Genomic DNA, 21,193 nt, shown 5'->3' with positions numbered 1-21,193 from the left:
CAGGCCTGCACGGGCTTACCGTGCGGACCGCTACCGATGTCGCTCCCGGGTCAGTGGGAGGGAAATCACCATGATTACGCATCGGTCGGACCTGCACATCAATCACCTGCTCAATGCACTGCCGCGCCACGAATGGGAGGCGCTGTCGCGCCACTTCGAACTCGTGCGACTGCGTGCCGGCGAACTGCTGACCGATTCCGGCCAGCGCATCGTCCACGTTTATTTTCCGACCACGTCGGTGGTCTCGCTGCTCTCCCTGCTCGAGGATGGCGCCACGGTGGAATTCGCCGCCGTCGGCAATGAAGGACTGGTGGGCATTCCCGTCGTCACCGGCGGGGACACCATGCCGAGCCGCGTGGAAGTGCGCAGCCCTGGCTTTGCCTACCGCATCCCGGCTCGTGCGCTGCGTGCGGAGCTGACCCACCTGCCCGCGCTGCAACGCGTGACGCTGCTGTACGTGCAGGCCGTGCTGACGCAAATCGCACAGACGGCGGCCTGCAACCGTCACCACTCGCTCAACAAGCAACTGTGCCGCTGGCTGCTGCTGGCCATCGACCGCATGAGCTCCAACGAGCTGGTAATCACGCAGCAGGTTATCGCCAACATGCTGGGCGTGCGCCGCGAGGGCGTGACCGAGGCGGCAGGCAAGCTGGAAGACCTCGGCCTGATCCACCACAGCCGCGGGCACATCACCGTGCTCGACCGCTGCGGCCTGGAAAAGCACTCGTGCGAATGCTACAAGCTCGTTAAGCGCGAGTACGACCGCTTGCTGCCGGCCCTGACCCTGACCCACGCCTGAACCGACCGTGGCGGCGCGGGCGCCACCGGTGCCCCGCTCCGCACGGCCGCTCAGGCTTCGGCGGGGTCGGTGCTGCCGAACGACATCAGCAGGCCGTCGATGGTCCGGTCATAGGCGGACTCCAGCATGTCCAGGCACGCCGTGCACGGGTCATGCCGGCGACGTGCCACCGCACGGGCCAGCCGGAACTGCAGCACCTTGCTCTCCGATGCGATGGCCGTGGCCGCGCCGATCACTGGCGCGGGCACCCGGTAGCCATGCTCGCCCAGCCATGTCAGGCAGTGATGGAGCATCTCGAAATTGGCGCCGAGCTGCCGTGGCAGGTTGAATCCATAGTGATGGAAATAGGCGTCGCCGCGCGCCAGCACATTGCCGACCTGATCATGAAACTCATCGCGCCACCGCGAGACGGGATTGCGCAGTGGGCGCCGGCCCAGATGCCGGCGCATCTGCCCGGCCACGGCGTTGGCCAGCGCGCGGCCCTGCAGCGGCGGCCGGATCCGCTTGGCGCACTCTGCATACGGAAACAGGATGTCCCCGTTGTCGCGCAGCGCGGGGTCCAGCCGCAGCAGGCCACGGTAATCCTCGCCCTCGGCGGTGTGGTAGCCGAGGCTGTGGTAGTAGCACAGCCGCCGCGCCGCCGTGTCGATGCGATCGATGGCGATGGTGGTCTTCACATGGCTGCGGCGGTAGGCCGTGGCGCGAGTATCCGGCAGGTAGAAGCTGTCCACCTCCACCAGCACGGCGTGGCCACGGTCCACCTGCCCGGCGATGTGTGCCTCCAGCGTGTCGTAGATCGCCATTTCCTGGACGACCGTGCCGTAGAGCTGCTCCAGGTCGGCTTGCGGATACTTGAAGAACGTGAAGTGATCGCCTTCGAAATCCTGGGTGACCGTGAACGCCAGCGCCGCGCGCGGGTCCAGCCCCCAGCCGTACAGCAATTCGATCCAGAGATCCATATAGCAGTTGGTTTCCTGCCAGATCGCGTCCTCGCCATGCAGGCCACCCGGGCGCGTCATGCCGGCGGCCCGCGCCTGCGTGCCAACGGCAGCGGTGGTGACGGCGTCCGGCTGGCCGTCGCCGGAGGGCGTCTCCAAGAGGGTTGCAGAACTGCGCTCCATGTCGTTCCTCCGCAAGAATCGGATGCCAGCCGGATCGCTTCCGGCGCGGCAGGCGCATGCGCGGCCACCCGTATTCCAACGCCAGGGCGTGGGCGAATCGGTACGTTGTCCAACAAAGTCCGCGCGGCGATGTGCGGGCGCGGGACCGCCCGGGGTGCGTGTGGAATCGAACAGATACCCATCTGGCTGTGTTCCTACACTGGGCCGCATCCCCTGGACGCATGCCCGGGATCGTCATGCGTACCCGATTCTGCGTACCGTGCGGGGCACCGGCCAGGATGCGTAACCACCCGCGGCAATGACCCGCGCACGATGCAGGCAGGAGAAATGATGAGAACCCGGAGCCGTGAAAAGACCCTGCCATCCAGCACGTTGCAGACGCTCGTCGAAGCGCCTGTGGTGCGCCCCCTCCTGCGGCCGGCGGTGCAGCCGGTGATCCTGGCGGGCGGCGCGGGTACGCGTCTGTGGCCCCTGTCGCGCGAGCAGTATCCCAAGCAATTGCTCAACGTAGTGGCCGAAGACACCCTGCTGGAGGCCACCGCGTACCGCCTGGAAGGCATCGCCGTGCGCGCGGAGCGGCCGGCAGGCATCGAGCCGCCGCAAATCGTGGTCTGCGGCGAGGAACACCGCTTCATGGTGGCGGACATGCTCAAGCGCAAGGGCAAGCGTGCGCGCATCGTGTCCGAGCCGTGTGGCCGCAACACCGCGCCGGCGCTCACGATTGCCGCGCTGCATGCCGTCGCCGGTGCCGGCGAGTGCGCCGATGCCGTGCTGGTGGTGTCGCCGGCGGACCACAGCGTGCTCGATACGGAAGCCTTCCGGCAGGCCTCGGCAACCGCCGTCATGCATGCCGAACGCGGCGCCATCGTCACGCTGGGTGTGCGGCCGACCGCGCCCGAGACAGGGTTTGGCTACATCCGCGCCGCGGTGCCCGTGAATCCCGGCGCGTTCGCGCTCGAACGCTTCGTCGAAAAGCCGCATCTGGAGCTGGCCAGGCACTACGTGGACTCCGGCGAGTACTGGTGGAACAGCGGCATCTTCGTGGTGCTGGCATCGGTCTGGCTCAGGGCCATGAGCGAGCTCCAGCCCGAGATGTACCGCCAGTGCCGTGCGGCGTATGAGGCCGGCGAGGGCAGCGGCACCAACGGTGAGCTGTTCCGCATCGAGAAGGAAGCATTCGACGCCTGTCCGTCCGATTCGATCGACTACGCGGTGATGGAGAAGCTGGAAACCTTGCCGGACATTCCCGGCATGCTGGTGCCGCTCGATGCCGGCTGGTCGGATGTGGGATCGTGGGCCGCCATCTGGGACATCGCGTCGAAGGACGCGTCCGGCAATGCCGCGCGCGGCCGCGTGCTGTTCGACGGCGCCTCCTCGTGCCTGGCCCACTCCGAAGGCCGCCTGATCGCCTGCGTGGGGGTCCAGGACGTGGTGGTGGTGGAGACGGCGGATGCGGTGCTCGTCGTCGACAAGGCCCACGTACAGGACGTCAAGAACGTGGTGCAGCGCCTGCGCACCGAGCATGGCGCGGAGGTCGTCAACCATCGCAAGGTGCATCGGCCCTGGGGCTGCTACGACTCGATCGATCATGGCGAGCGCTTCCAGGTCAAGCGCATCGTGGTGGAGCCGGGCGCGAGCCTCTCGCTGCAGATGCACTATCACCGCGCCGAACACTGGGTGGTGGTGCGCGGCACGGCGCGCGTGACCTGCGGAGAATCGGTCAGCATCCTTTCGGAGAACCAGTCGACTTACATCCCCATCGGCACCCTGCACCGGCTCGAAAATCCGGGCAAGACGCCGCTGGAGATCATCGAGGTGCAGTCCGGCGCCTATCTGGGCGAGGACGACATCGTGAGATTCGAGGATAACTACGGGCGCAAATAGCCCACGGGTGCCGGCCCTGGGTCGGGCGGGCACCAGGGCTGACGCGCCAAGCAGTCAGGGAGCGATTCGTGAGCACAATGTCATCTGCCGGCACCATGCCGGCGCCGGGGGGAGTGTCGCGGAGGCGTGGCGCGCAAGTGCGGGCGTTGCTGGACCACGCGGGCTGGATTCTTGCAGCGGGGCTCGTCGGCGCGATCATCGCCGGGGCGGCCGCCATCTCCAGGCCCTACGTCTATCGCGCGCACACGCTGGTACAGGTCTATCCGAAGGATGAGCCGGCCGCCGCGCAGCAGACCGCGCCGTTCGATGTCGGCATGCTCAGGAGCCGCGCCGTCGTCGGGCCGGTGGTGGAGCGCCTGCGTCTCGACATTTCGGTCGAACCGTTGCGCGCGCCGCTGGTCGGCGGAGTGGCCGCGCATTTTGCCGAGCCCGGCAAGCGGATCGGGCCGTGGCCCGCGCAGCTCGGCTATGCCTGGGGCGGCGAGCAGCTCGACGTGCGCACCTTCAATGTGCCCGAGCACCTGCTCAATGTGCCGATGACGCTCGAGGTGTTGCCCACCAACACCTACCGGCTGCGCCTCAGGGATGCGACCGTGCTCGAGGGCAATGTGGGCGAGATCGTGCAGGCCGAGGGCGTGACCTTCCAGGTGGCGCGCATCGACGCGAATCCGGGCACGCGCTTCACCGTCACGCGGCATGAAACGGCGCAAACCATCGACACCGTGGCGCGCGAGCTGCGCATCGACAGCGATGGCAACGATGCCAGCACCGTGCGCATTGCGTGGCAGAACGCCGACCGCGCCGTGGTGGCCGCGCTGATCAACGGCATCGCCGATTCGTACATCAACGGGCAGGCCGCGCGCCGGCGCGACGAGGCGGCGGCCACGCTTGCCTTCCTGACCGGCGAGATGCCGCGCGTCAGGAGCGAGCTGGAACGCGCCGAGGCGGCGCTGACGCGCTACCGCTCGCGGGCTGGTTCCATGCAGCCCAGCCAGGACGCCCAGTCCTTCCTGAACGGCAGCATGGACTACCAGCGCCAGATCGCGTTGCTGCGGCTGGAGCGGACCAAGATGCTGCAGCGGTTCACCGAAGAGTCCAACGAGGTGCGCACGATCGACAACCAGATCCAGCAACTGGCGCGCGAACGTCGCGACATGGACACGCGCCTGCAGAACCTGTCCATTTCGGAGCGCGAATCCGTGGCCCTGACGCGCGACGTCAAGGTGGCCGAGGACATGTACATGACGCTGCGCAACAAGCTTGAGCACCTCTCGCTGGCGCAGCTCGACCGTACCCACCAGACGCGCGTGATCGATAGCGCGCTGACGCCGGTCACGCCGGTCGGCATGGGCCGGCTGCCGCTGACGGCTGGCGGCGGCCTGCTCGGGATCTGCCTGGCGATGGGGTTCGTGTCGGTCCGCCAGCGCATGAAGCCGACGGTCGCCAACGCCAACGATGCTGAAGAGAGCCTCGGCCTGCCGATGCTCGGCGACATCGCCTACAGCCGCGAGCAGGCGGAACTGGATCGCCTGCTGGATTCCAAGACGCGCACGGATGCCGCGGTGGGTGTGGCGCCCTCGCTGCTGGCGCGGCTCGAACGCCCGCAGCCGGGGCGCGACCTGGCGGAGATCTCGCTGCTCGAAGACGAGGGGACGGAGCGGCTGGTGCGGCTCGGCCTGCACGACCAGTTCCTGCTGGCGCGCAACGCCCCGCATTCCGTCGCCGTCGAGGGCCTGCGCAGCGTGCGTGCCGCGCTGCATTTCTCGCTGCGCGGCACCCGTGACAACGTGGTGGCGGTCACCAGCCCCACCGCCGGCGCCGGCAAGACGTTTGCATCGGTCAACCTGGCGGTGCTGTTTGCCGAGGCGGGCCAGCGCGTATTGCTGATCGATGCCGACCTGCGTCGCGGCCGCGTGGCCAGCTGGTTCGACCAGCCGCCCGGACCCGGCCTGGCCGAAGTGCTTGCCGGCCGCGCCGTGCTGCCGGAAGCGGTGCGGCTGACCGTCGTCAACGGCCTGTCGATGCTGCCGGCAGGCACGCCACCCGCCAACCCGTCGGAACTGCTGATGCGCCCCGCACTGGCGGAATGCCTGCGAGCCTGCGCCGAGCGCTTCGACCTCGTCCTGATCGATACGTCGCCGGTGATGGCCGTGGCGGATGCCACGCTGGTGGCCAACCTCGCCGGCTCGACGTTGCTGGTGCTGCGCGCCGAATCCACGCTGCCCACGCAGGTCGAGGACACCCTCAAGCGCCTGGCGCGTGCCGATGCCCGCCTGCTGGGCGGCATTCTCAATGGCGTGACGCCCAAGCGCAGCAATCGTGCCGATTTCGGCAGCATGAATCCCTATCTCGGAATGCCGGTCGCCGCACCGGAGGTCAAGCAGATTGGCCATACGGCAGTTGTAGAAGACAAGAAGGCGTAACCGGCGATTCCCCCGACACCGGCGTACCTGTTTCTGCGTACGCCGGCGTCGGGTCCGACCGGTAGCCGCACAGGAGATGGACATGAAGCGGTTGGTTTTCGGGGGCTGTGTCGGCTGGTTGCACGCCGACACGGGGACGACTGCGGACATTGGCGTCGTACTCTGCGCGCCACAAGGGCACGAGGCGATGTGGACGCATCGCGCGTGGCGCCATCTTGCCGACGATCTGGCGGCCGCAGGCGTTCCCGTGCTGCGATTCGACTACGAAGGCACGGGCGACGCCGCCGACACCGGTGACGAACCTGACTTCATCCCGCGCGCGGTCGCGAGCATCACGGCCGCCGCCGCGTTGCTGCGGGCGCAGACGGGCGTCGGGCGCGTGGTGTTGTGCGGGCTGCGGCTCGGTGCCTTGCTGGCCGCACTGGCGGCCGCAAGAATTGGAAACGGCATGGCGGACAGCGGCGGGCCGGCGGTTGCGGGCCTCGTCATGCTGGCGCCGGTCGTGGACGGCCGGGGCTACCTGCGCGAACTCCGCGCCCTGCATGCCGGCTGGCGCAACAGCGCGATCCCCGAGCTGGTCCCCCCACCGGCGCCACCCGGCGCGCAAGACGTGCTCAGTTTCCGGATCGACGCCGCCACGGTCGCCGCCATCCAGGGTTTGCGGCTCGATGCGCTGACGGAGGCTCCCGCGCCGCGCATGCTGTGGCTTGACGCCTGGCCGGACCCCGCCTCGCCCGTGGCCGCACTGGCCCGCCAGTACAAGGCGGCCGGGGCACAGGTCGAGGTGGAAGATTTCGCCGAGTATCCGTTGCTGATGCAGTCGGCCGAATACGCCGCAGTGCCCCCGGACGCGTGGGCGCGGGTCATCGGCTGGGTGAACGCCCTGTCGCCAACCTCGCCAACTTCGGCAACATCGTATGCCCGATTGCAATCGCGATCTGCGCCAACACGGTCTCCGCTTCCGCCGGCACACGCGATGGCGGCACGTCACGTCGGCGTGGAAGCCAGCTTCGACGCGGACGGCGTCATCGAGCAATCAGTGTGGATCGACAACGGGCGGCTGTTCGGCGTCCTAAGCACACCGGGCGCCGGCAGCGGCAGACGGACCCCCGCCACCACCGCCGTGATCTTCCCGAACACCGGCGGCAACCATCACGCGGGCGATGGCCGGATGTTCGTCGACCTGTCCCGGCGTCTGGCGCGGCAAGGCATGGCTGCGCTGCGGCTCGATGTCTCGGCGCTGGGCGACAGCCCCGGCGCGTGGCGGCAGATGAACCTGTCGGCCATCTATGCGCGGACGCCCAGGCAAGATGTCAGCGCCGCGGTCGAGTGGATGCGCGCGCGCGGATTCCGGCGCATCGTGCTGGCCGGCGTCTGCTCGGGCGCCTTCCTGAGCCTGCATGCGGCGCTGGCCAATCATTGCGTCAACGGACTGGTGCTGGCGAATCTCGTCAAGTTCCGCTGGGATGCGGCGGACGACGCCGCGGCCACGGACCAGTTGCGCTCGGCCCGCGTGTATCTGGCTGCGATGGGGAAGTGGGAGAACTGGCGCCGTCTCTGCAGCGGGCAGATCGGGGCGCGGCGGCTGATCACTGCGATGGCCCGCCGGATCTGGTATCGCGTGCGCGAAAGCGGCGCGCAGGCCGCGGGGCCATCGCGCGATGGCGAAGACCACGCCACGGTGGCCGCCTTCGCGCGCGCCGCCGTGCGCGAGCTCGATCGCCGGGGCGTGCGGACGGATTTCCTCTACGGCGCCAGCGACGTGGGTCTGCATGAGGCAAGGCTGGGGCTAGGCAAGCAGATGGAAGGGCTCGACGACCTGCCGCTGGTCAACCTGCGCATCCTGCCGATGCTCGATCACTCGCTATTCCTGGAGGTCAGCAGGGAGGCCTTCGCCGATCATCTGCTGGAACACCTCAGCCAGGTTCAGGCCCAGGTTCAGGCACGGGCGCCGTCGCGGCCTGTGGCGGCGCCCGCCAGCGAACAGGCCCGCACACCCGTCCGCGAACCCGTTCCTCAGCCCGTCCTCCAGCCCGTCCGCCTGGCCCGCGTCGTGCGGCCCAAGGCATCGCCCGTCAAGTTGCGCATCCCGGCCGCAGCCCGCCGCGGGCCGGTGGCGAAATCGAAAGGCTGAAGGGATGGAGAGGCTGGGCGCCGGCAAGCCGGTGCCCCAGTGCCTCTTAGAGGTCCGCGCCTCGTTCTGGACGGCAGCGCCCGGACAACAGTTCCCGCAGGCCGATGAAATTGCCCGCCAGCCGTCCACGTCGATCGATATGCGGCTCGGGGAAGAACGCCTTGGCGCCATTGACCAGCAGCGCGCGCAGCGTGTTGCTCCAGGCCTCGCGCGCGGTCAGCGCACCCTTGCCATGCAGATACCAGGCATTGACGATCTGCGAAAAGCCGAAGCGCACGCCGGAGGCGCGTCCGCCGGATCGCAGGCCCAGGTGGACGCCACGGGCGGCCAGGGCCTTCACCAGCCGCCCCTTGCGGTTCATGGCGCGGGAAAAGTCCATATCCTCCAGCCAGCCATACAGCACGAGGCGCTCGTCGAAGCACAGGCTGCCAATGGCGGCGGTGCGGTATGCCATGTTGCAACCGTAGAGCTTTTCGAGCGGCGAGGTGGCGGTGATTGCCGTGTCGTCCGCGTCCACCAGATTGTCGCCAACCAGCGCGATGGCTTCGTCCCAGTCGATCGCGTCGCCCCGCACGCCATCGCGGATGACGTCGCCGGTGAGGCCGACCACGTCGGGCCAGGCGCTGAACACTTCGGCGCAACGTGCCAGCCAGTCGGGCGCGGGCACGAAGTCGTCGTCGAAGAAGACCACGACATCGAACGCCGGCATCACGCGGACCATGCCCCGGTTGCGCTGCGCCGGCAGTCCCGCTGTGCCGAACACGTACTCGATGGGCAAGGTCGTCTCGAACGGCGCCTCGACATCCTGTTGCGAACTGGCCGAGACCACGACGATGTCTGGAGGCAGCGTCTGTGCTTCCAGGAGGCGGAGCACGCGGGTCGCCGCCTGGGGACGTCCCTTGGTGGCGATGATGACGGCAATGCGAGGCGATGCCGTCGCGCAATGCTGGTCTTGGGAGTCCACGGTTTCTCCTTGCTGTGCCCGGTCGGATGCGTTGCGCCGAGTATAAGGACGCCCGCCCGTTGCCTTCAACGGGCTTTCACCGCCCATCCGTGTGTTTGCCCACCAAGCCGTGGAACGCCGGTCCTCCAGCATCCCGCATGCCCACCCGCGTGCCCGCTACGTGCGATAGCGCACCGATGGCCGGCACCGGGCATCGCAAGATGATCCGGTCATCCAGCACCGGCTGTCGCCTTGTCGACCCGCGCCGATGCCCGGAAGTCACCACGCCATGATCCAAGCCCAGGAGACGTAGCAATGACTTGGACACGCCGCGCATGGCTGCGCAGCATCTCCGCCAGCTTGCTGGCCGTCACGTCGCACGACCTGTACGCGCACCTCGGTACAGGACCGGTCGAACCGCTGCTGCCCGCGCCGGACGCGTGGGTGGTCGATCAGACAGGACAACGCCGCCGTCTGGCGGACATGCTGCAGGGCAACGTCACGGCGCTGCAGACCATGTTCACGGGCTGCAGCTCGGTCTGCCCGCTGCAAGGCGCGATGTTTGGCGCGGTGCAAGAGGGGCTGCCGCGCTTGCGTGGCCGTTATCCGTTGCGGCTGGTGTCGCTCAGTATCGATCCGCTCTCCGATACACCGAAAGCCTTGCATGAGTGGCTGCAGCGCATGGGCGCCGGCCCGTCGTGGCGCGGCGCCGTGCCGGCCGGCGATGTCGAAAAGCTCAGGACGGCACTCGCCGGCCGTGCGCCGGCAGAGAATCTCGACCGCCACTCGACCCAGGTCTACTTCTTCAACGCGGCCGCACAACTCTGCTGGCGCAGCCCTCCGCTGCCCCAGCCGGAAGAAGTGCTCGCCGTCATGGGACATCTGGCCAAGGCCTGAGGGCCCGGCCAGTCTGACTGACCCGCACCAACCACTCCACGGGTGCCATCATGAATCCTCTCCCCCGACCCCTGACCGCATCCCGCCTGGCCTGGTTGCCGAGATGGATCGCTGCCTGCCTGCTGATGGCGTGGCTGTCATTCGCACCCGCGCAGGCGCAGACGGTGAGCGCGGTCAAACTCAGCGGGACCAATTTTTGCCTGGATATCTCCGGCGCGGTGACGACGAACGACGCGCCGGCGATCATCTGGACATGCCACGGCGAACCCAATCAGCAATGGGCGCTCACGCCGTTCGGCACCTTGTACCAGCTTGCCGCCCAGCACAGCGGCAAGTGCCTTGATGTCCAGTACGCCAGCACGGCGGTCGGTGCCCCCGCGCTCCAGTGGACTTGCAGCGGGTCGGCCAACCAGCGCTACACGCTGCGGCAGCAGAACGGTGGCTATGCGCTCGTGGCCTCGCACAGCAACCTGTGCCTGGCGCCAGCTTCGGCCACCAATGGACAGGCCGTCGTGCAGGCCACCTGCAACGGCAGCGCGGCGCAGACGTGGTCCATCACCATTACGCAGGCCACGGTGCTGCCATCGAAGTGGGCCGCGCCGAAGACGTTGCCGATCGTTCCCGTGGCAGCGGCCAACCTGCCGAATGGCCGCGTGCTCGTGTGGTCGTCCTTCGATCGCTTCAACTTCGGGGGTGATGGCGGACAGACCTACACCGCGATCTTCAATCCGGCGAATGGCACCTCCACCGAAAAACTGGTGACCAACACCGCCCACGACATGTTCTGCCCTGGCATCGCCAACCTGCCGGATGGCAGGATCCTGGTCAACGGCGGCTCCAGCAACCAGAAGACCAGCATCTACAACCCCACCACCAATGCGTGGACAGCGGCGGCGCTGATGGTGCGCGGACGTGGCTACCAGGGCGCGGTCACGCTGAGCAACGGCGGCGTCTTCACCGTCGGTGGCTCCTGGAGCGGCAACATCGGCGACAAGGACGGCGAGACCTGGCAGTCGGCAACCGGCTGGCGGCTGAACAGCGCGATCTGGGACGACTACATCCTGACCGGTGACGCGGCGGGCATCTATCGTTCCGACAATCACGCGTGGCTCTTTGCCGGTGCCAATGGCCGCGTGTTCCATGCCGGCCCGAGCAAGCAGATGAACTGGTTCGACACGACCGGCAACGGCAACGTCACGCCGGCAGGCAACCGTGCGGCCGATACCGACGCCATGAACGGCAATGCCGTCATGTACGACATCGGCAGGATCCTCACGGTGGGGGGCGCACCCGACTACGAGAACGCGCCTGCCACGACCAACGCGCACGTGATCGACATCCGGACCGCCACGCCAACCGTGCGCAAGGTGGGTTCCATGTCCTATGCGCGCGCCTTCCACAACAGCGTGGTCCTGCCGAATGGCCAGGTCGTCGTGATGGGCGGCCAGACGTACCCCGTGGTGTTCACCGACGATGGCGCCGTGCTGACGGCCGAGCTGTGGGATCCGGCCACCGAGAAGTTCTCGCGGCTGGCCGCGATGGTGACGCCGCGCACGTACCACAGCGTGGCGCTGCTGCTCACGGATGGGCGCGTGCTGAGCGGCGGCGGCGGCCTGTGCGGGGATTGCACCACCAACCACCCCAACGTGGAGATCCTGACGCCGCCTTACCTGCTCAACGCCGACGGATCGGCCGCCACCCGGCCGTCCATCACCGCCGCGCCGGCCGATGCCACTCTCGGCACGACGATCTCCGTGAGTGCGACGAGCGGCATGAAGGCGTTCTCGATCGTGCGGATGTCGTCGTCCACCCACTCGGTGAACAACGAGCAGCGCCGCGTGCCGCTGACCTTCACGGTCGGCACGGCGGGCGAATACCTGCTCCAGATTCCGTCGGATCCGGGTGTGGTGGTGCCGGGCTACTACATGCTGTTCGCGATGAATGCCGCAGGCGTGCCGAGCGTGGCGGCGGTGGTGCGCGTTCACTGATGCGGAGCGCGATGGGCATTGGCGGCGCGCGGTGGTTGCTGGCGTTGGCGCTGACCGCCGCCTGCCTGCCGGCGGCCGCGGAAGTGACGCCCACACCCGCATCGCCCGCCGTGGAGCAGGGGCGGGCGATGTTCTACGGCGAGGCCGCGCTCGCGGCGCATCTGCGCGGTGAGGCGCGGGCACTACCGGCCGGGGCGTCGCGTTGCGCCAATTGCCACGTGGTGACCCGTGGTACCGAATCGTTCGGGCCACGGCTGACCGCGGATTCGTTGCTCGGCCTCAGCGCGCGCCGCGGGGGGCCGCCCACGGCTTACGACCGCAACACCTTCTGCAGCGTCATGGCCGACAGCGTCGATGTGGCCGGCGTCATGCTGGCGCGGTCCATGCCCCAATACCGGCTGTCGGACCAGGAGTGCACCGCGCTCTGGTCCTACCTGTTGACCCAGTGAGCCCGGGGCCGGGCTGATTCCGGCGGGCCCGCGACTGACACGAGGCAATCGCATGAGCAATCTCCGGCGCAGTTTCCTGACGCGGCTGGGCATCATCACAGGCGCGGGAGCGGCCGTGGCGGCGTCGGGCGGCAGCCGGAGCGCGATGGCGCGCACGGCGGCGGACACCACGGCCGAGCGCGTGGTCTCGATCACCGAATACGAAGGGCTGGACCCGACCGGCCGCAACCCGTCGGACGCCGCATTCACCAGCGCCGTGCGCTACGTCGCATCGCTGGCGCGCAAGTCGGTCGCAGGCGAGAACCCCAACATGATCGGCAACAAGCGGATCGTGCTGCCGCCCGGGACCTACAAGCTGACCCGGCCGGGCGCGCTGCTGGATTCCTCGCTGTTTACGGCACGTACCCAGGGGCTGACGATCGAAGGGGACGGGCCGCCCGGCTCGGTGGTGCTGCTCTACGAACCGAAGGGCCCCGGCGCGCTGATGAAGAATCACGACAAGGCGCTGGTCGTGCGCTTTCGCAACATCCAGTTCCATGGCAAGGCACCGGACAATGATCTGATCGACAGTGCCAGCGCGGGTGGCGCGCAGGACTATGCGTTCGATGACTGCATCTTCACTGGCAACTGGCGATACGGCGCGAACCTCATCGGCGAAAACTGCAACAGCGAATGGAAGTTCTGGCGCTGCGCGTGGGCCGGCACCTGGAAGACTTTCCTCTACGTGGGCCGCGACAACACGTCCGATCAGTTCCTGAACTACTGGTTCGATCACTGTAAGTATTGGTCGTCGAGCAACTGGATCACGCTGGAGCGCGGCGGCAACGTCAAGCTGACCGATTGCGATGTCAGCGGGTACGAGCCGGGCGCGCCGACCTTCCTCTTCAACCTGCGCGGCAACAACCATGCGCAGGGCGTGTGCTCGTTCAAGGCGGAGGGATTGCGCGTCGAGCAGAAATCGCGGCATGCCGGGCTGATCCATTGCGAATGGGAGCAAGGCAACGTCGGCTTCAAGGATTGTGACTTCAGTTCGCAGGGATACCAGCCGTTTGCCGCGGGCACGGTTTCCGCCGTGTTTTCGCCGGGCAACACGGCAGGCGCGCAGGTGGTGTTCGACAACTGCCAGATCATGGGCCGGCACCAGTACACGACCGGGCAAGGGCCATGGGGGCAGGGCCGCGCCACCTACCGGAACTGCGATTTCCTGAACTACACCCACCCGGACGAAGCACTGATGTTCTCGGAACCCGGCAATCAGCTCGGTCGCCGCAGGGTCGTGACGCTGGAGGGGTGCCGGGGCAACTGTACGGGCGGCGTCTTTGCCGACGCGGAAATAGGCTGGCACGTGGCCGCGTCCGCAACCGTCAGGACGAAGATGATCTCGTTCAAGAACGCGTTTGGCAGGCTGCCGGCCAGTGCCGATGGCGTGCAGACGGTGGTGCTGCCGATGAATGCCATCGTCATGCGCGTGATCCTGGACGTGCCACCCGGCGCGGCGGGGTCTGCGGGGCAGGGCACCTATACCATCCAGACCGGCGAGAGCACGCCCACGGTGCTGGCCACGCTGCGTATGCAGCCCTTCTCCGCCGGCGGCCAGACCGACCAGCGGATCGTGTTCCGATGCAGCACGCGGCAGCGCTGCACCCTCAGCCTGGTGCCCGGTGCCGGCACCGACCAGTCGCCCGGCGGTGGCGCGGTCGCGCTGGTGGAGTACATCGGTTAGCGACTGGGGCGCGCGCCGGATGCGACGCGCGGCCCCGCACTACGTAGCACTAGCTAACGCGCGAACGGCGACGCAGGAACTCGACGACCAGGTCTGTCGTTGCCTGCGGCTGCTCCTCCGTGATCCAGTGCCCGCAATCCGGGATGATCACGTCTTCGACGTTATCGGCGGCACACCGAATCACCGCGCCGATCATCGGGCCGAATGTAGCTTCGCCACCCAAGGCCAGAACCGGCATCTGAAGTTTGCCCTGCGCAAGCAACGCTCTGTTGTCGGCTGCATCCTGGCTGAACGCCAGGAACTGGGCAAAGCTCGCTCGCATTGCGCCGGGTTGCGCATAGAGCGCCGCGTAATGCTGGCGCTTCGCTTCATCAAACCGCTTCGGGTCGCGGGAAAGTTCGTTCCAGAAGCGGTCGAGATAGATGCGCTCGCGGCCGGCGACCAGGCGCTCCATGTCCTTGCCACCGAAGCCAAAGTGCCACATGGCCGGGTCTTGTTTGATCTGATCCCAGGGTCCGACGCCGGGTAGCGGCGCATCGATCGCCACCCATCGGTTCACGCGCTCGGGGTGGGTGGCGGCAACCGCGAAGCCGACCATGATGCCGATGTCGTGCGTCACCAATTCGGCCGTACGCACACTGAGGGCGTCCAGGACGCCCACCACGTCTGCCGCCTGATTTTTCTTGTCATAGCCGCCATCAGGCTTTGACGAGCGGCCCAACCCACGCAGGTCGGGCACGACAATCATGTGGTCTTCGATGAGTGCGCTCGCCAGATGCCCCCACATGTCGCCCGTTGTGCCGAAGCCGTGCAGCATGACGACCGCCGGACCATGACCGCCGACCCGCACGTGGATGGATGTACCGTTGGTTTCGATCGTCCGCGTCTGCATCACGGCCGGGAAGGGATAAATCCCATCTACGTAGGCATGCTCACTCATCTGTGTACTCCAGGTTTGCTTCTGGTTGGTGGATTGGTAGCTCGCTGCGCGGCGGCACAGCGATCGCCAACCGTCAGTGGTCGAGGTCGGACCAGGCATCGGCTGGGCGGATTTTATTACGATCGTCAGAAAACTCGCAAAGGGTTTTTTGACGATCGTGATAAAATTGCGACTTGCGTTATTCGCTCTCACCATTGACCGAAGGATCGAGATGGCCAGGCCCAGGGAATTTGACGAAGACACGGTGCTTGAAGCCGCAATGCAACGTTTCTGGAATAATGGCTATGAGGCGACATCGATGCGCGACCTCGCCGACCACACCGGAATGACTACGCCAAGCCTCTACAACGCGTTCGGTGACAAGAGAGCCATCTACCGTCTCGTGCTCGATCGGTATGTCCGTCTGACGCTCGAAACCTGCTCGGCAATCTTCGGAAGCGATGACCCGCCCTTACGCGCGTTGGAGCGGTACTTCGATGCAAACGTTGAAGAGGTGCTCGCCGACAGGCTTCACAAGGGGTGTTTTGTCGTGAACACGGCGTTGGAGGTGGCGCCGCACGACCAGGACTTCCGGGACGTTGTCACCGAGGTCTTTGCTGGAATGGAAAAAAGTGTTCGCGACTGTGTCGCGGCCGGGCAGCGCGATGGATCAATCCTTACCTCGCAACCTCCAGGCGACATCGCGCGGCTCGCTCTGAGCACCATCCTGGGCCTCAGGGTTCTGGCCCGCACCAATCCCAACCGTGAATTGCTGACCGGGGTCGTTCGGCCATTTTTCGTACTGCTAAGGACACCGTGAGAAAGGTCGATCCCGGTCGGATGCTCCCGATCCGGACGACCCTCCCCCAAATCATCGAACAGCCAAAAAAATCGCCGCCCCATGAGGGCGGCGAATCATTTTGACGACGACTACCGATGACTACCGGCCACCACCGCTCGCCGGAGGAGACGCGAGCGGCCGTGGCGATCCCCGTGGCGATCCTTCACGCCCGTTTGGCCTGAGTCGCGCCATACCGGTTCAGGTAGCGATACTTGCCGAACTGGTAGTGCGCGCGGTACCAGCGGCCCTCGACCTTGAGGCCATTGAACAGCACGCCCTTGACCTCCGCGCCGGACTGCTCGATCAGCCGGCGTGCCGCGCTGAGCTCGCCGGTCGTCGTCCTGTCGGCGCGCGCCACCAGGAACACGGCGCCTGCCTTGGGTGCCAGGATGCCGGCATCCGCAGCCGCCAGCACGGGTGGCGTATCGATGAGGATGAGGTCATAGCGGGAGCGTACCTCGCTCAATAGCGCGTCCATGCCCGGGCTCTGCAGCAAGTCGGCCGCGAGTGGCGGCACCGAGCCGGTCGGGATGAAGTCGACGCCCGGGGCGACATCGTGCTGGATCACATCGTTCAGGCGCGTGCCCGTCAGTGCCTCGGTGAGGCCGGGCTTGCGCGTGACATCGAACCGACTGTTGAGGACGCCGCGGCGCAGGTCGCCGTCGATCAGCAACACCTTGCGGCCCGAGCTCGCCGCGACGACGGCGAAGTTAGCGCAGATGAACGACTTGCCGGCGTCCGGCGCAGGGCCTGTGACCACCACGACACGGTTGCGCATCGAGTTGAGCAGCGCGAACTGCAAGGCGGTGCGGAAGCCGCGCAGGCTCTCGATGGCCGGATCGTCCGGCTGCTGCAGGGCCAGCAAGTCGCCGCCGCCCTCCTTGTTGCGGGTGAGGCGTGCCTGCTGCGGGCTCATCGGGATGGTGGCGTAGACGGTCATGCCGCACTGCGCTTCGATCTCGTCGGCGTCGGTGACGCCGCCATCGAGCAGGCGCCGCGTTGCCACCACCAGCAGCGCCATCACCAGTGCTAGCGCCACCGAGGTGCCACTGATCAGCAGGCGGTTCGGCCGGATCGGCTTGAGCGGCACTTCGGCAGGATCGACCAGGCGCGCCGTGCCCACCTTGCTGGCCTTGACGAGCCTGAGTTGCTGCACGTCATTGAGCAGCGACTGGTAGAGCTCCGTGTTGACCTTGACGTCACGCATCAGGCGCACCACGTTCTGCTCGACTTCCGGCAGCTTCTGGATCTTTCCGGTCACGCCGTTGAGCTGCCCGGTGAGTCCGGCGATCTGGTTGTCGAGGATCTCGATCGTCGGATGATTGCCGGTGAACCGGGCAATCAGCTCCTGCCGCTTCTGGCGCAGTTCCTGCAGCTTGGTCTGGATCTGGACCGACTGCGACAGGATGAGCTTCGATTCCTCGCTGAGGTCGATGGTGCCGCGCTGGTTACGCATCGCGTTGTAACGGGACTCCGCGGCTTCCATCTGCTGCTTGAGCTGCGGCAGCTGGCCTTCCAGGAAGTTGACCGATTTCTCGGCCTCGGCCGCCTTGCGGCGAACGTTCTGGTCGACGTACTCGTTGCCGATCTCATTGAGGATGGCCGCGGTCTTGCCCGGCGAAGCCCCTTCCAGCGCAACGCCGATCACACCGCTTTGCTTGCCGCGCTCGGAGATGGCCAGCTGATCCTGCAGCAGCGAGATGGCCGTTGCGCGCGGGATGTGGGTGACCGTGAACTGCGTGCCGGGCCGGCCGTCCAGCCGGCTGACGAGGATGGTGACGTCGCCGCCTGTGATGGCCACGGTCAGTGGCGATCCCACCGTGCCGTCCGCCGTGAGGTCACTGCTGGCGAAGCTGAGCCGGTACTTGTTGTCACCGGTGGCGGTCACCGTCATGCGGCGGCCTTCCATCTGCGCGGGCACGTCGAGCCGAGCGACGGAGATCGACTCGCCGCCCCAGGCATAGCCGCCAAAGCCGAACAGGCCGGGTTTGGACAGCTCGGGGTTATAGCTGGCGATCGCCGCGCCGACCAGCGGGAAGTATCGCGGCGATGCCTCGATATCGAGCCGCAGCGTGTCCACCGCCTTGCCGACTACCATGCGCGAGCGCAGGAGTTCGATCTCGGCCGTTGCTGCCGGCTTGACGTCGAACACCGGCGAGATGCTGGCCGCCAGCTTGCTGGCATTGTTGCCGGGGTTGGTCTCCTCCACCTGCACCATGATGTCCGCGCGGTAGACCGGTTTGGCCAGGAACGCGTAGAGCAGGCCAATACCGACAATCGATGCGGCGACGATGAAGAATGTCCACCGGTAGCGAATCAGCACGTCCAGGTAAGACGTCATGTCAATTGGCTTTTCGGTTTCTTCCCATGTGTCGGGCCCGTGGTCCCGGAAACTCCGAACGTTGCTCATGACGCCCCTCCGTGGCGGTGGGCCGGCTCTGCTGCAAGGATTCTTGCCGACCACGATTCAACACCCATTTTGATCAACCCAAGCACGATGACGAACATGTTCTGCGATCCCCCGTAGGGGTCGGGTACATCGGTTTGTTCGCGTTCGCACAGGCGGTATGTCTTGCCGCGCGCGGCCGGGAACATGTCTTCCAGGACTTCGCGCTGCTCGTCGTCCATCACCAGCACGAGATCCGCGCCAGCGACCAGCGCGGCATCGATGGCGCGCGCGCGGTGCGCGGCCAGGTCGCCGCCTTCCGTCGCCAGCAGCCGCACCGCCCGGGGGTCCGCCGTGGCGCCGACCGGCGGCTCCAGCCCGGCGGACACCACATTGCACTCTGGCAGCGCGCGCTTCAGGAGATCGGCCGCCATCGGGCTTCTGCACCGGTTACCGAGGCAGACCACCAGGATCGTCCGGACCATCGTCGCTCCATGCGCGCGTTGCATCACGGACGCGCGATGCTGGCCGTGCCAACGACCGGCTGGATCAGCAGGGTCATCACCCGGCTCCAGCGCACGAGGTCGCGTGCATCGACGTACACCACGTCCTTCGGTTCCAGTTCGAAGCTCTCCGCGATGGCTAGCGCCACCGGCGAGGTGCCGTCGAGGTGGTAGACCTTCGGATTGCCGGCTTCGGTCTTGCGGATGACGAAGATCTGCTCGGCATTGGCCGACGTGGGATTCACGCCGCCCGCGTCGCCCAGTGCCTCGTTCAGCGTCATGCGCCCGTTGCGCATGAGCAGCGACGACGGCTTGACCACCTCGCCAGTCACGAAGATCTTGCTGTCCTCGCGTTGCTCCACCCGGACGATGTCGCCCGAGCGCAGCAGGATCTGCGACGGATCCACGCCCTTCGCCAGCAGCGCCGGGATGTTCACGTACCAGCTGCGCTCGCCACGCGTGACGCGGACGCGGCTGTTGTCGCCGGTCAGGTTCAGCACGCCGCCCGCGCGGTTCAGCGCTTCGACGAGCGTCATCGGCGCGTCGTCGATGGCCAGCATGCCAGGGGTCTTCACTTCGCCGTCGACGTAGACGCGCTGGCTGCGAAAGCCCAGCACGCGCACGGTCATCTGGGGATCGCGGACCACGCGGGAGAGGATGCGGGCCATCTCGTCACGCACCTCGTTGGCGGTCTTGCCGGCGACCTTCATTACACCGGCATAGGGAAACTGGATGTCGCCAGCCGGGCTCACGACGTAGCCAGGCATGTTCGATCCACCGCTCGACGTAGGAATCTCGAAGGCCGCGCCGATGCTGTAGGTCTGCGTCGGAAACACGAGTTCGGGGTGATCCCACACCACGACCGAGATGATGTCGCCGCCACCGATGCGATACGGCTCCGGCTTGCCGTAGAGCTCTTCCACGTTCGCATTGGTGGGCTTGGCCTTGGCGCGCTGCTCGCGGACCAGATCCAGCGTGATCGGCGTGACGTCGGGCTTCGTTTCGGGGCTGACGGCGCTCACGGGCGCGTTGGCGTTGAACATCATGCCCGGCGATGCCGCGCAGGCGGAGAGCAGCATCGCGGCGCCCAGCATGGCCAGCGTCGCGCCCATCGGGCGGCGCGATCCGGCTTCGGACCTGCGGGCGGTCTGGAATTCATTAGTTTTCACGGCAATCTCCCTCGCGTTGGCAACGTGACGGCGCATGGCCGCCATGCCGTCGTTACAGCCATCCTAGGAGCCGGAAAGTGCAGCCTCGGTGCGCTCTCGCACATTGATGCCGGAGGGCTTCCGGACAACGTGGCGTATCGCACCGAAGGGGGGGCGAATGCGGCATACCGTACGTAACACACGGCCCGCGCCTTCGCGCGGTGGGCGTTTTCACCGCTTTGGGGAGGAACGGATGAGAGGCGTGATCATCAATGCCGACGATTTCGGCTACGACGACGACACATATCGGGCGACGGTCGCCTGCTTCGAGGCGGGGCTTCTCACCAGCGCGACCATCCTTGCGGGCATGCCGGCGACGGCCAGGGCCTGCCGTTTCGCGCGGGAAAACCGCGAGCGGTTCTCGTTCGGCCTGCACTTCAATATCGTCGAAGGATGGCGACCGGCCGGCAAGTCGTCGACGCTGTGTCGCAAGGACGGGGAGTTTTTTCCGCCCCGGATGCAGCGCGCCCGCGCGATGGCCGGCCTGATCGACGCCGCCGATATCCGGCGCGAGTTCCGCGAGCAGCTCGCCGAGCTGCGCGACCACGGCGTGGAAGTCACCCACGTGGATGGCCACGGGCATATGCACAAGTACCCCGCCATCATGCGCGTGGTCCGCGAAGAGATGGTGCGCGCGGGCATCACCCGTGTGCGGCGCCCGCAAAATTGCTACGCCGAGAAGCACAACGTGCGCGGTTTCCTGAATGAGCGGCTCCTGCGGCATTTCGGCAACCTGCGCAGCACCGACTACTACGTTGGCGTGGATGCGCTGGAGCCGGGCTGGGCGCAGCAGCTTCCCGCCATCCTGCCCGAGGGCATCACCGAGATCTCGGTGCATCCCGGTTATACCGAGCCCTGGCGCAAGGTGGAGGGCGGCCCGCTGATGGAGCCGGCCGCGCTCGGCATGGCGCTGGAACAGGCGGGGATTGTCCTGCGGCGCTATCACGACATCTGACACGACGTCTGAACGGTTGC

General features: G+C 67.0%; 16 protein-coding genes. 10 read left to right on the top strand and 6 right to left on the bottom strand.

Features of this window, described 5'->3' with window-relative positions:
• Positions 1–70: 70 nt before the first annotated feature.
• Positions 71–799, top strand: coding sequence for a Crp/Fnr family transcriptional regulator (locus AC1DOX_RS24550; protein ID WP_441622026.1), 729 nt, complete (start codon positions 71–73; stop codon positions 797–799).
• Between the two features lie 50 nt (positions 800–849).
• Here the strand turns inward: AC1DOX_RS24550 and AC1DOX_RS24545 are convergent, their stop codons facing one another.
• Positions 850–1,920, bottom strand: coding sequence for a DUF1839 family protein (locus AC1DOX_RS24545; protein WP_441622024.1), 1,071 nt, complete (start codon positions 1,918–1,920; stop codon positions 850–852).
• A 330-nt stretch (positions 1,921–2,250) separates the two neighbouring features.
• On the opposite strand from AC1DOX_RS24545, the gene AC1DOX_RS24540 reads away from it, so the two are divergent.
• The 3 genes from AC1DOX_RS24540 (at position 2,251) to AC1DOX_RS24530 (ending at position 8,361) form a co-directional block, all read left to right on the top strand.
• Entirely contained in the window at positions 2,251–3,804 is a 1,554-nt protein-coding gene (locus tag AC1DOX_RS24540; RefSeq protein ID WP_441622022.1) for a mannose-1-phosphate guanylyltransferase/mannose-6-phosphate isomerase, read from the top strand.
• Positions 3,805–3,881: 77 nt separating this feature from the next.
• Positions 3,882–6,227, top strand: coding sequence for a polysaccharide biosynthesis tyrosine autokinase (locus tag AC1DOX_RS24535; protein WP_441622063.1), 2,346 nt, complete (start codon positions 3,882–3,884; stop codon positions 6,225–6,227).
• Positions 6,228–6,309: 82 nt separating this feature from the next.
• Positions 6,310–8,361, top strand: coding sequence for a serine aminopeptidase domain-containing protein (locus AC1DOX_RS24530; RefSeq protein WP_441622020.1), 2,052 nt, complete (start codon positions 6,310–6,312; stop codon positions 8,359–8,361).
• Between the two features lie 46 nt (positions 8,362–8,407).
• Here the strand turns inward: AC1DOX_RS24530 and AC1DOX_RS24525 are convergent, their stop codons facing one another.
• Positions 8,408–9,325 (bottom strand): glycosyltransferase family 2 protein, encoded by a 918-nt coding sequence (locus AC1DOX_RS24525; RefSeq protein WP_441622018.1) that lies wholly within the window; start codon positions 9,323–9,325, stop codon positions 8,408–8,410.
• 294 nt (positions 9,326–9,619) lie between these two features.
• Here AC1DOX_RS24525 and AC1DOX_RS24520 point away from each other — a divergent pair, with 294 nt between their 5' ends.
• From AC1DOX_RS24520 to AC1DOX_RS24505, 4 genes are read left to right on the top strand one after another with little or no spacing between them, the layout of a single operon-like run.
• Complete coding sequence (locus AC1DOX_RS24520) at positions 9,620–10,201, top strand: SCO family protein (protein ID WP_441622016.1); 582 nt, start codon at positions 9,620–9,622, stop codon at positions 10,199–10,201.
• Between the two features lie 50 nt (positions 10,202–10,251).
• Positions 10,252–12,189 (top strand): RICIN domain-containing protein, encoded by a 1,938-nt coding sequence (locus AC1DOX_RS24515; RefSeq protein ID WP_477101538.1) that lies wholly within the window; start codon positions 10,252–10,254, stop codon positions 12,187–12,189.
• The gene (locus AC1DOX_RS24510; RefSeq protein ID WP_441622012.1) at positions 12,189–12,638 is read left to right on the top strand and encodes a c-type cytochrome; all 450 of its coding nucleotides are present in this window, start codon (positions 12,189–12,191) and stop codon (positions 12,636–12,638) included. The genes AC1DOX_RS24515 and AC1DOX_RS24510 overlap by 1 nt, the downstream gene beginning before the upstream one ends.
• Before the next feature lie 52 nt (positions 12,639–12,690).
• Entirely contained in the window at positions 12,691–14,361 is a 1,671-nt protein-coding gene (locus AC1DOX_RS24505) for a hypothetical protein (RefSeq protein WP_441622010.1), read from the top strand.
• A gap of 49 nt (positions 14,362–14,410) precedes the next feature.
• Here AC1DOX_RS24505 and AC1DOX_RS24500 read toward each other — a convergent pair whose 3' ends face one another.
• Positions 14,411–15,301 (bottom strand): alpha/beta fold hydrolase, encoded by an 891-nt coding sequence (locus AC1DOX_RS24500; protein ID WP_441622008.1) that lies wholly within the window; start codon positions 15,299–15,301, stop codon positions 14,411–14,413.
• A 76-nt stretch (positions 15,302–15,377) separates the two neighbouring features.
• Here AC1DOX_RS24500 and AC1DOX_RS24495 point away from each other — a divergent pair, with 76 nt between their 5' ends.
• The gene (locus AC1DOX_RS24495) at positions 15,378–16,100 is read left to right on the top strand and encodes a TetR/AcrR family transcriptional regulator (RefSeq protein ID WP_441622006.1); all 723 of its coding nucleotides are present in this window, start codon (positions 15,378–15,380) and stop codon (positions 16,098–16,100) included.
• 184 nt (positions 16,101–16,284) lie between these two features.
• Here the strand turns inward: AC1DOX_RS24495 and AC1DOX_RS24490 are convergent, their stop codons facing one another.
• Genes AC1DOX_RS24490 through AC1DOX_RS24480 form a run of 3 tightly spaced genes read right to left on the bottom strand, consistent with a single transcriptional unit; the run spans position 16,285 to position 20,122 of the window.
• Positions 16,285–18,531, bottom strand: coding sequence for a polysaccharide biosynthesis tyrosine autokinase (locus tag AC1DOX_RS24490; RefSeq protein WP_441622004.1), 2,247 nt, complete (start codon positions 18,529–18,531; stop codon positions 16,285–16,287).
• Positions 18,528–18,992, bottom strand: coding sequence for a low molecular weight protein-tyrosine-phosphatase (locus tag AC1DOX_RS24485; RefSeq protein ID WP_092139367.1), 465 nt, complete (start codon positions 18,990–18,992; stop codon positions 18,528–18,530). Before AC1DOX_RS24485 ends, AC1DOX_RS24490 begins: the two co-directional genes overlap by 4 nt.
• Before the next feature lie 23 nt (positions 18,993–19,015).
• Positions 19,016–20,122: a polysaccharide biosynthesis/export family protein gene (locus tag AC1DOX_RS24480; RefSeq protein ID WP_477101541.1), complete on the bottom strand. Its 1,107-nt coding sequence runs from the start codon at positions 20,120–20,122 to the stop codon at positions 19,016–19,018.
• 289 nt (positions 20,123–20,411) lie between these two features.
• Between AC1DOX_RS24480 and AC1DOX_RS24475 the strand changes: the two genes are divergently transcribed.
• Complete coding sequence (locus AC1DOX_RS24475; protein ID WP_441622002.1) at positions 20,412–21,173, top strand: ChbG/HpnK family deacetylase; 762 nt, start codon at positions 20,412–20,414, stop codon at positions 21,171–21,173.
• Positions 21,174–21,193 lie beyond the last annotated feature (20 nt).

The organism is Cupriavidus sp. 01L415 (assembly GCF_056400065.1).
This window is presented reverse-complemented; position numbering and strand designations above follow the sequence as displayed.

What these genes read in the sequence shown, in the direction of transcription:
- AC1DOX_RS24475 (WP_441622002.1), top strand. Translation starts at nt 20,412, where the DNA reads ATGAGAGGCGTGATCATCAATGCCGACGATTTCGGCTACGACGACGAC.
- AC1DOX_RS24535 (WP_441622063.1), top strand. Translation starts at nt 3,882, where the DNA reads ATGTCATCTGCCGGCACCATGCCGGCGCCGGGGGGAGTGTCGCGGAGG.
- AC1DOX_RS24530 (WP_441622020.1), top strand. Translation starts at nt 6,310, where the DNA reads ATGAAGCGGTTGGTTTTCGGGGGCTGTGTCGGCTGGTTGCACGCCGAC.
- AC1DOX_RS24515 (WP_477101538.1), top strand. Translation starts at nt 10,252, where the DNA reads ATGAATCCTCTCCCCCGACCCCTGACCGCATCCCGCCTGGCCTGGTTG.
- AC1DOX_RS24500 (WP_441622008.1), bottom strand. Translation starts at nt 15,301, where the DNA reads ATGAGTGAGCATGCCTACGTAGATGGGATTTATCCCTTCCCGGCCGTG.
- AC1DOX_RS24485 (WP_092139367.1), bottom strand. Translation starts at nt 18,992, where the DNA reads ATGGTCCGGACGATCCTGGTGGTCTGCCTCGGTAACCGGTGCAGAAGC.
- AC1DOX_RS24550 (WP_441622026.1), top strand. Translation starts at nt 71, where the DNA reads ATGATTACGCATCGGTCGGACCTGCACATCAATCACCTGCTCAATGCA.
- AC1DOX_RS24510 (WP_441622012.1), top strand. Translation starts at nt 12,189, where the DNA reads ATGCGGAGCGCGATGGGCATTGGCGGCGCGCGGTGGTTGCTGGCGTTG.
- AC1DOX_RS24545 (WP_441622024.1), bottom strand. Translation starts at nt 1,920, where the DNA reads ATGGAGCGCAGTTCTGCAACCCTCTTGGAGACGCCCTCCGGCGACGGC.
- AC1DOX_RS24540 (WP_441622022.1), top strand. Translation starts at nt 2,251, where the DNA reads ATGAGAACCCGGAGCCGTGAAAAGACCCTGCCATCCAGCACGTTGCAG.
- AC1DOX_RS24490 (WP_441622004.1), bottom strand. Translation starts at nt 18,531, where the DNA reads ATGAGCAACGTTCGGAGTTTCCGGGACCACGGGCCCGACACATGGGAA.
- AC1DOX_RS24520 (WP_441622016.1), top strand. Translation starts at nt 9,620, where the DNA reads ATGACTTGGACACGCCGCGCATGGCTGCGCAGCATCTCCGCCAGCTTG.
- AC1DOX_RS24480 (WP_477101541.1), bottom strand. Translation starts at nt 20,122, where the DNA reads ATGGGCGCGACGCTGGCCATGCTGGGCGCCGCGATGCTGCTCTCCGCC.
- AC1DOX_RS24505 (WP_441622010.1), top strand. Translation starts at nt 12,691, where the DNA reads ATGAGCAATCTCCGGCGCAGTTTCCTGACGCGGCTGGGCATCATCACA.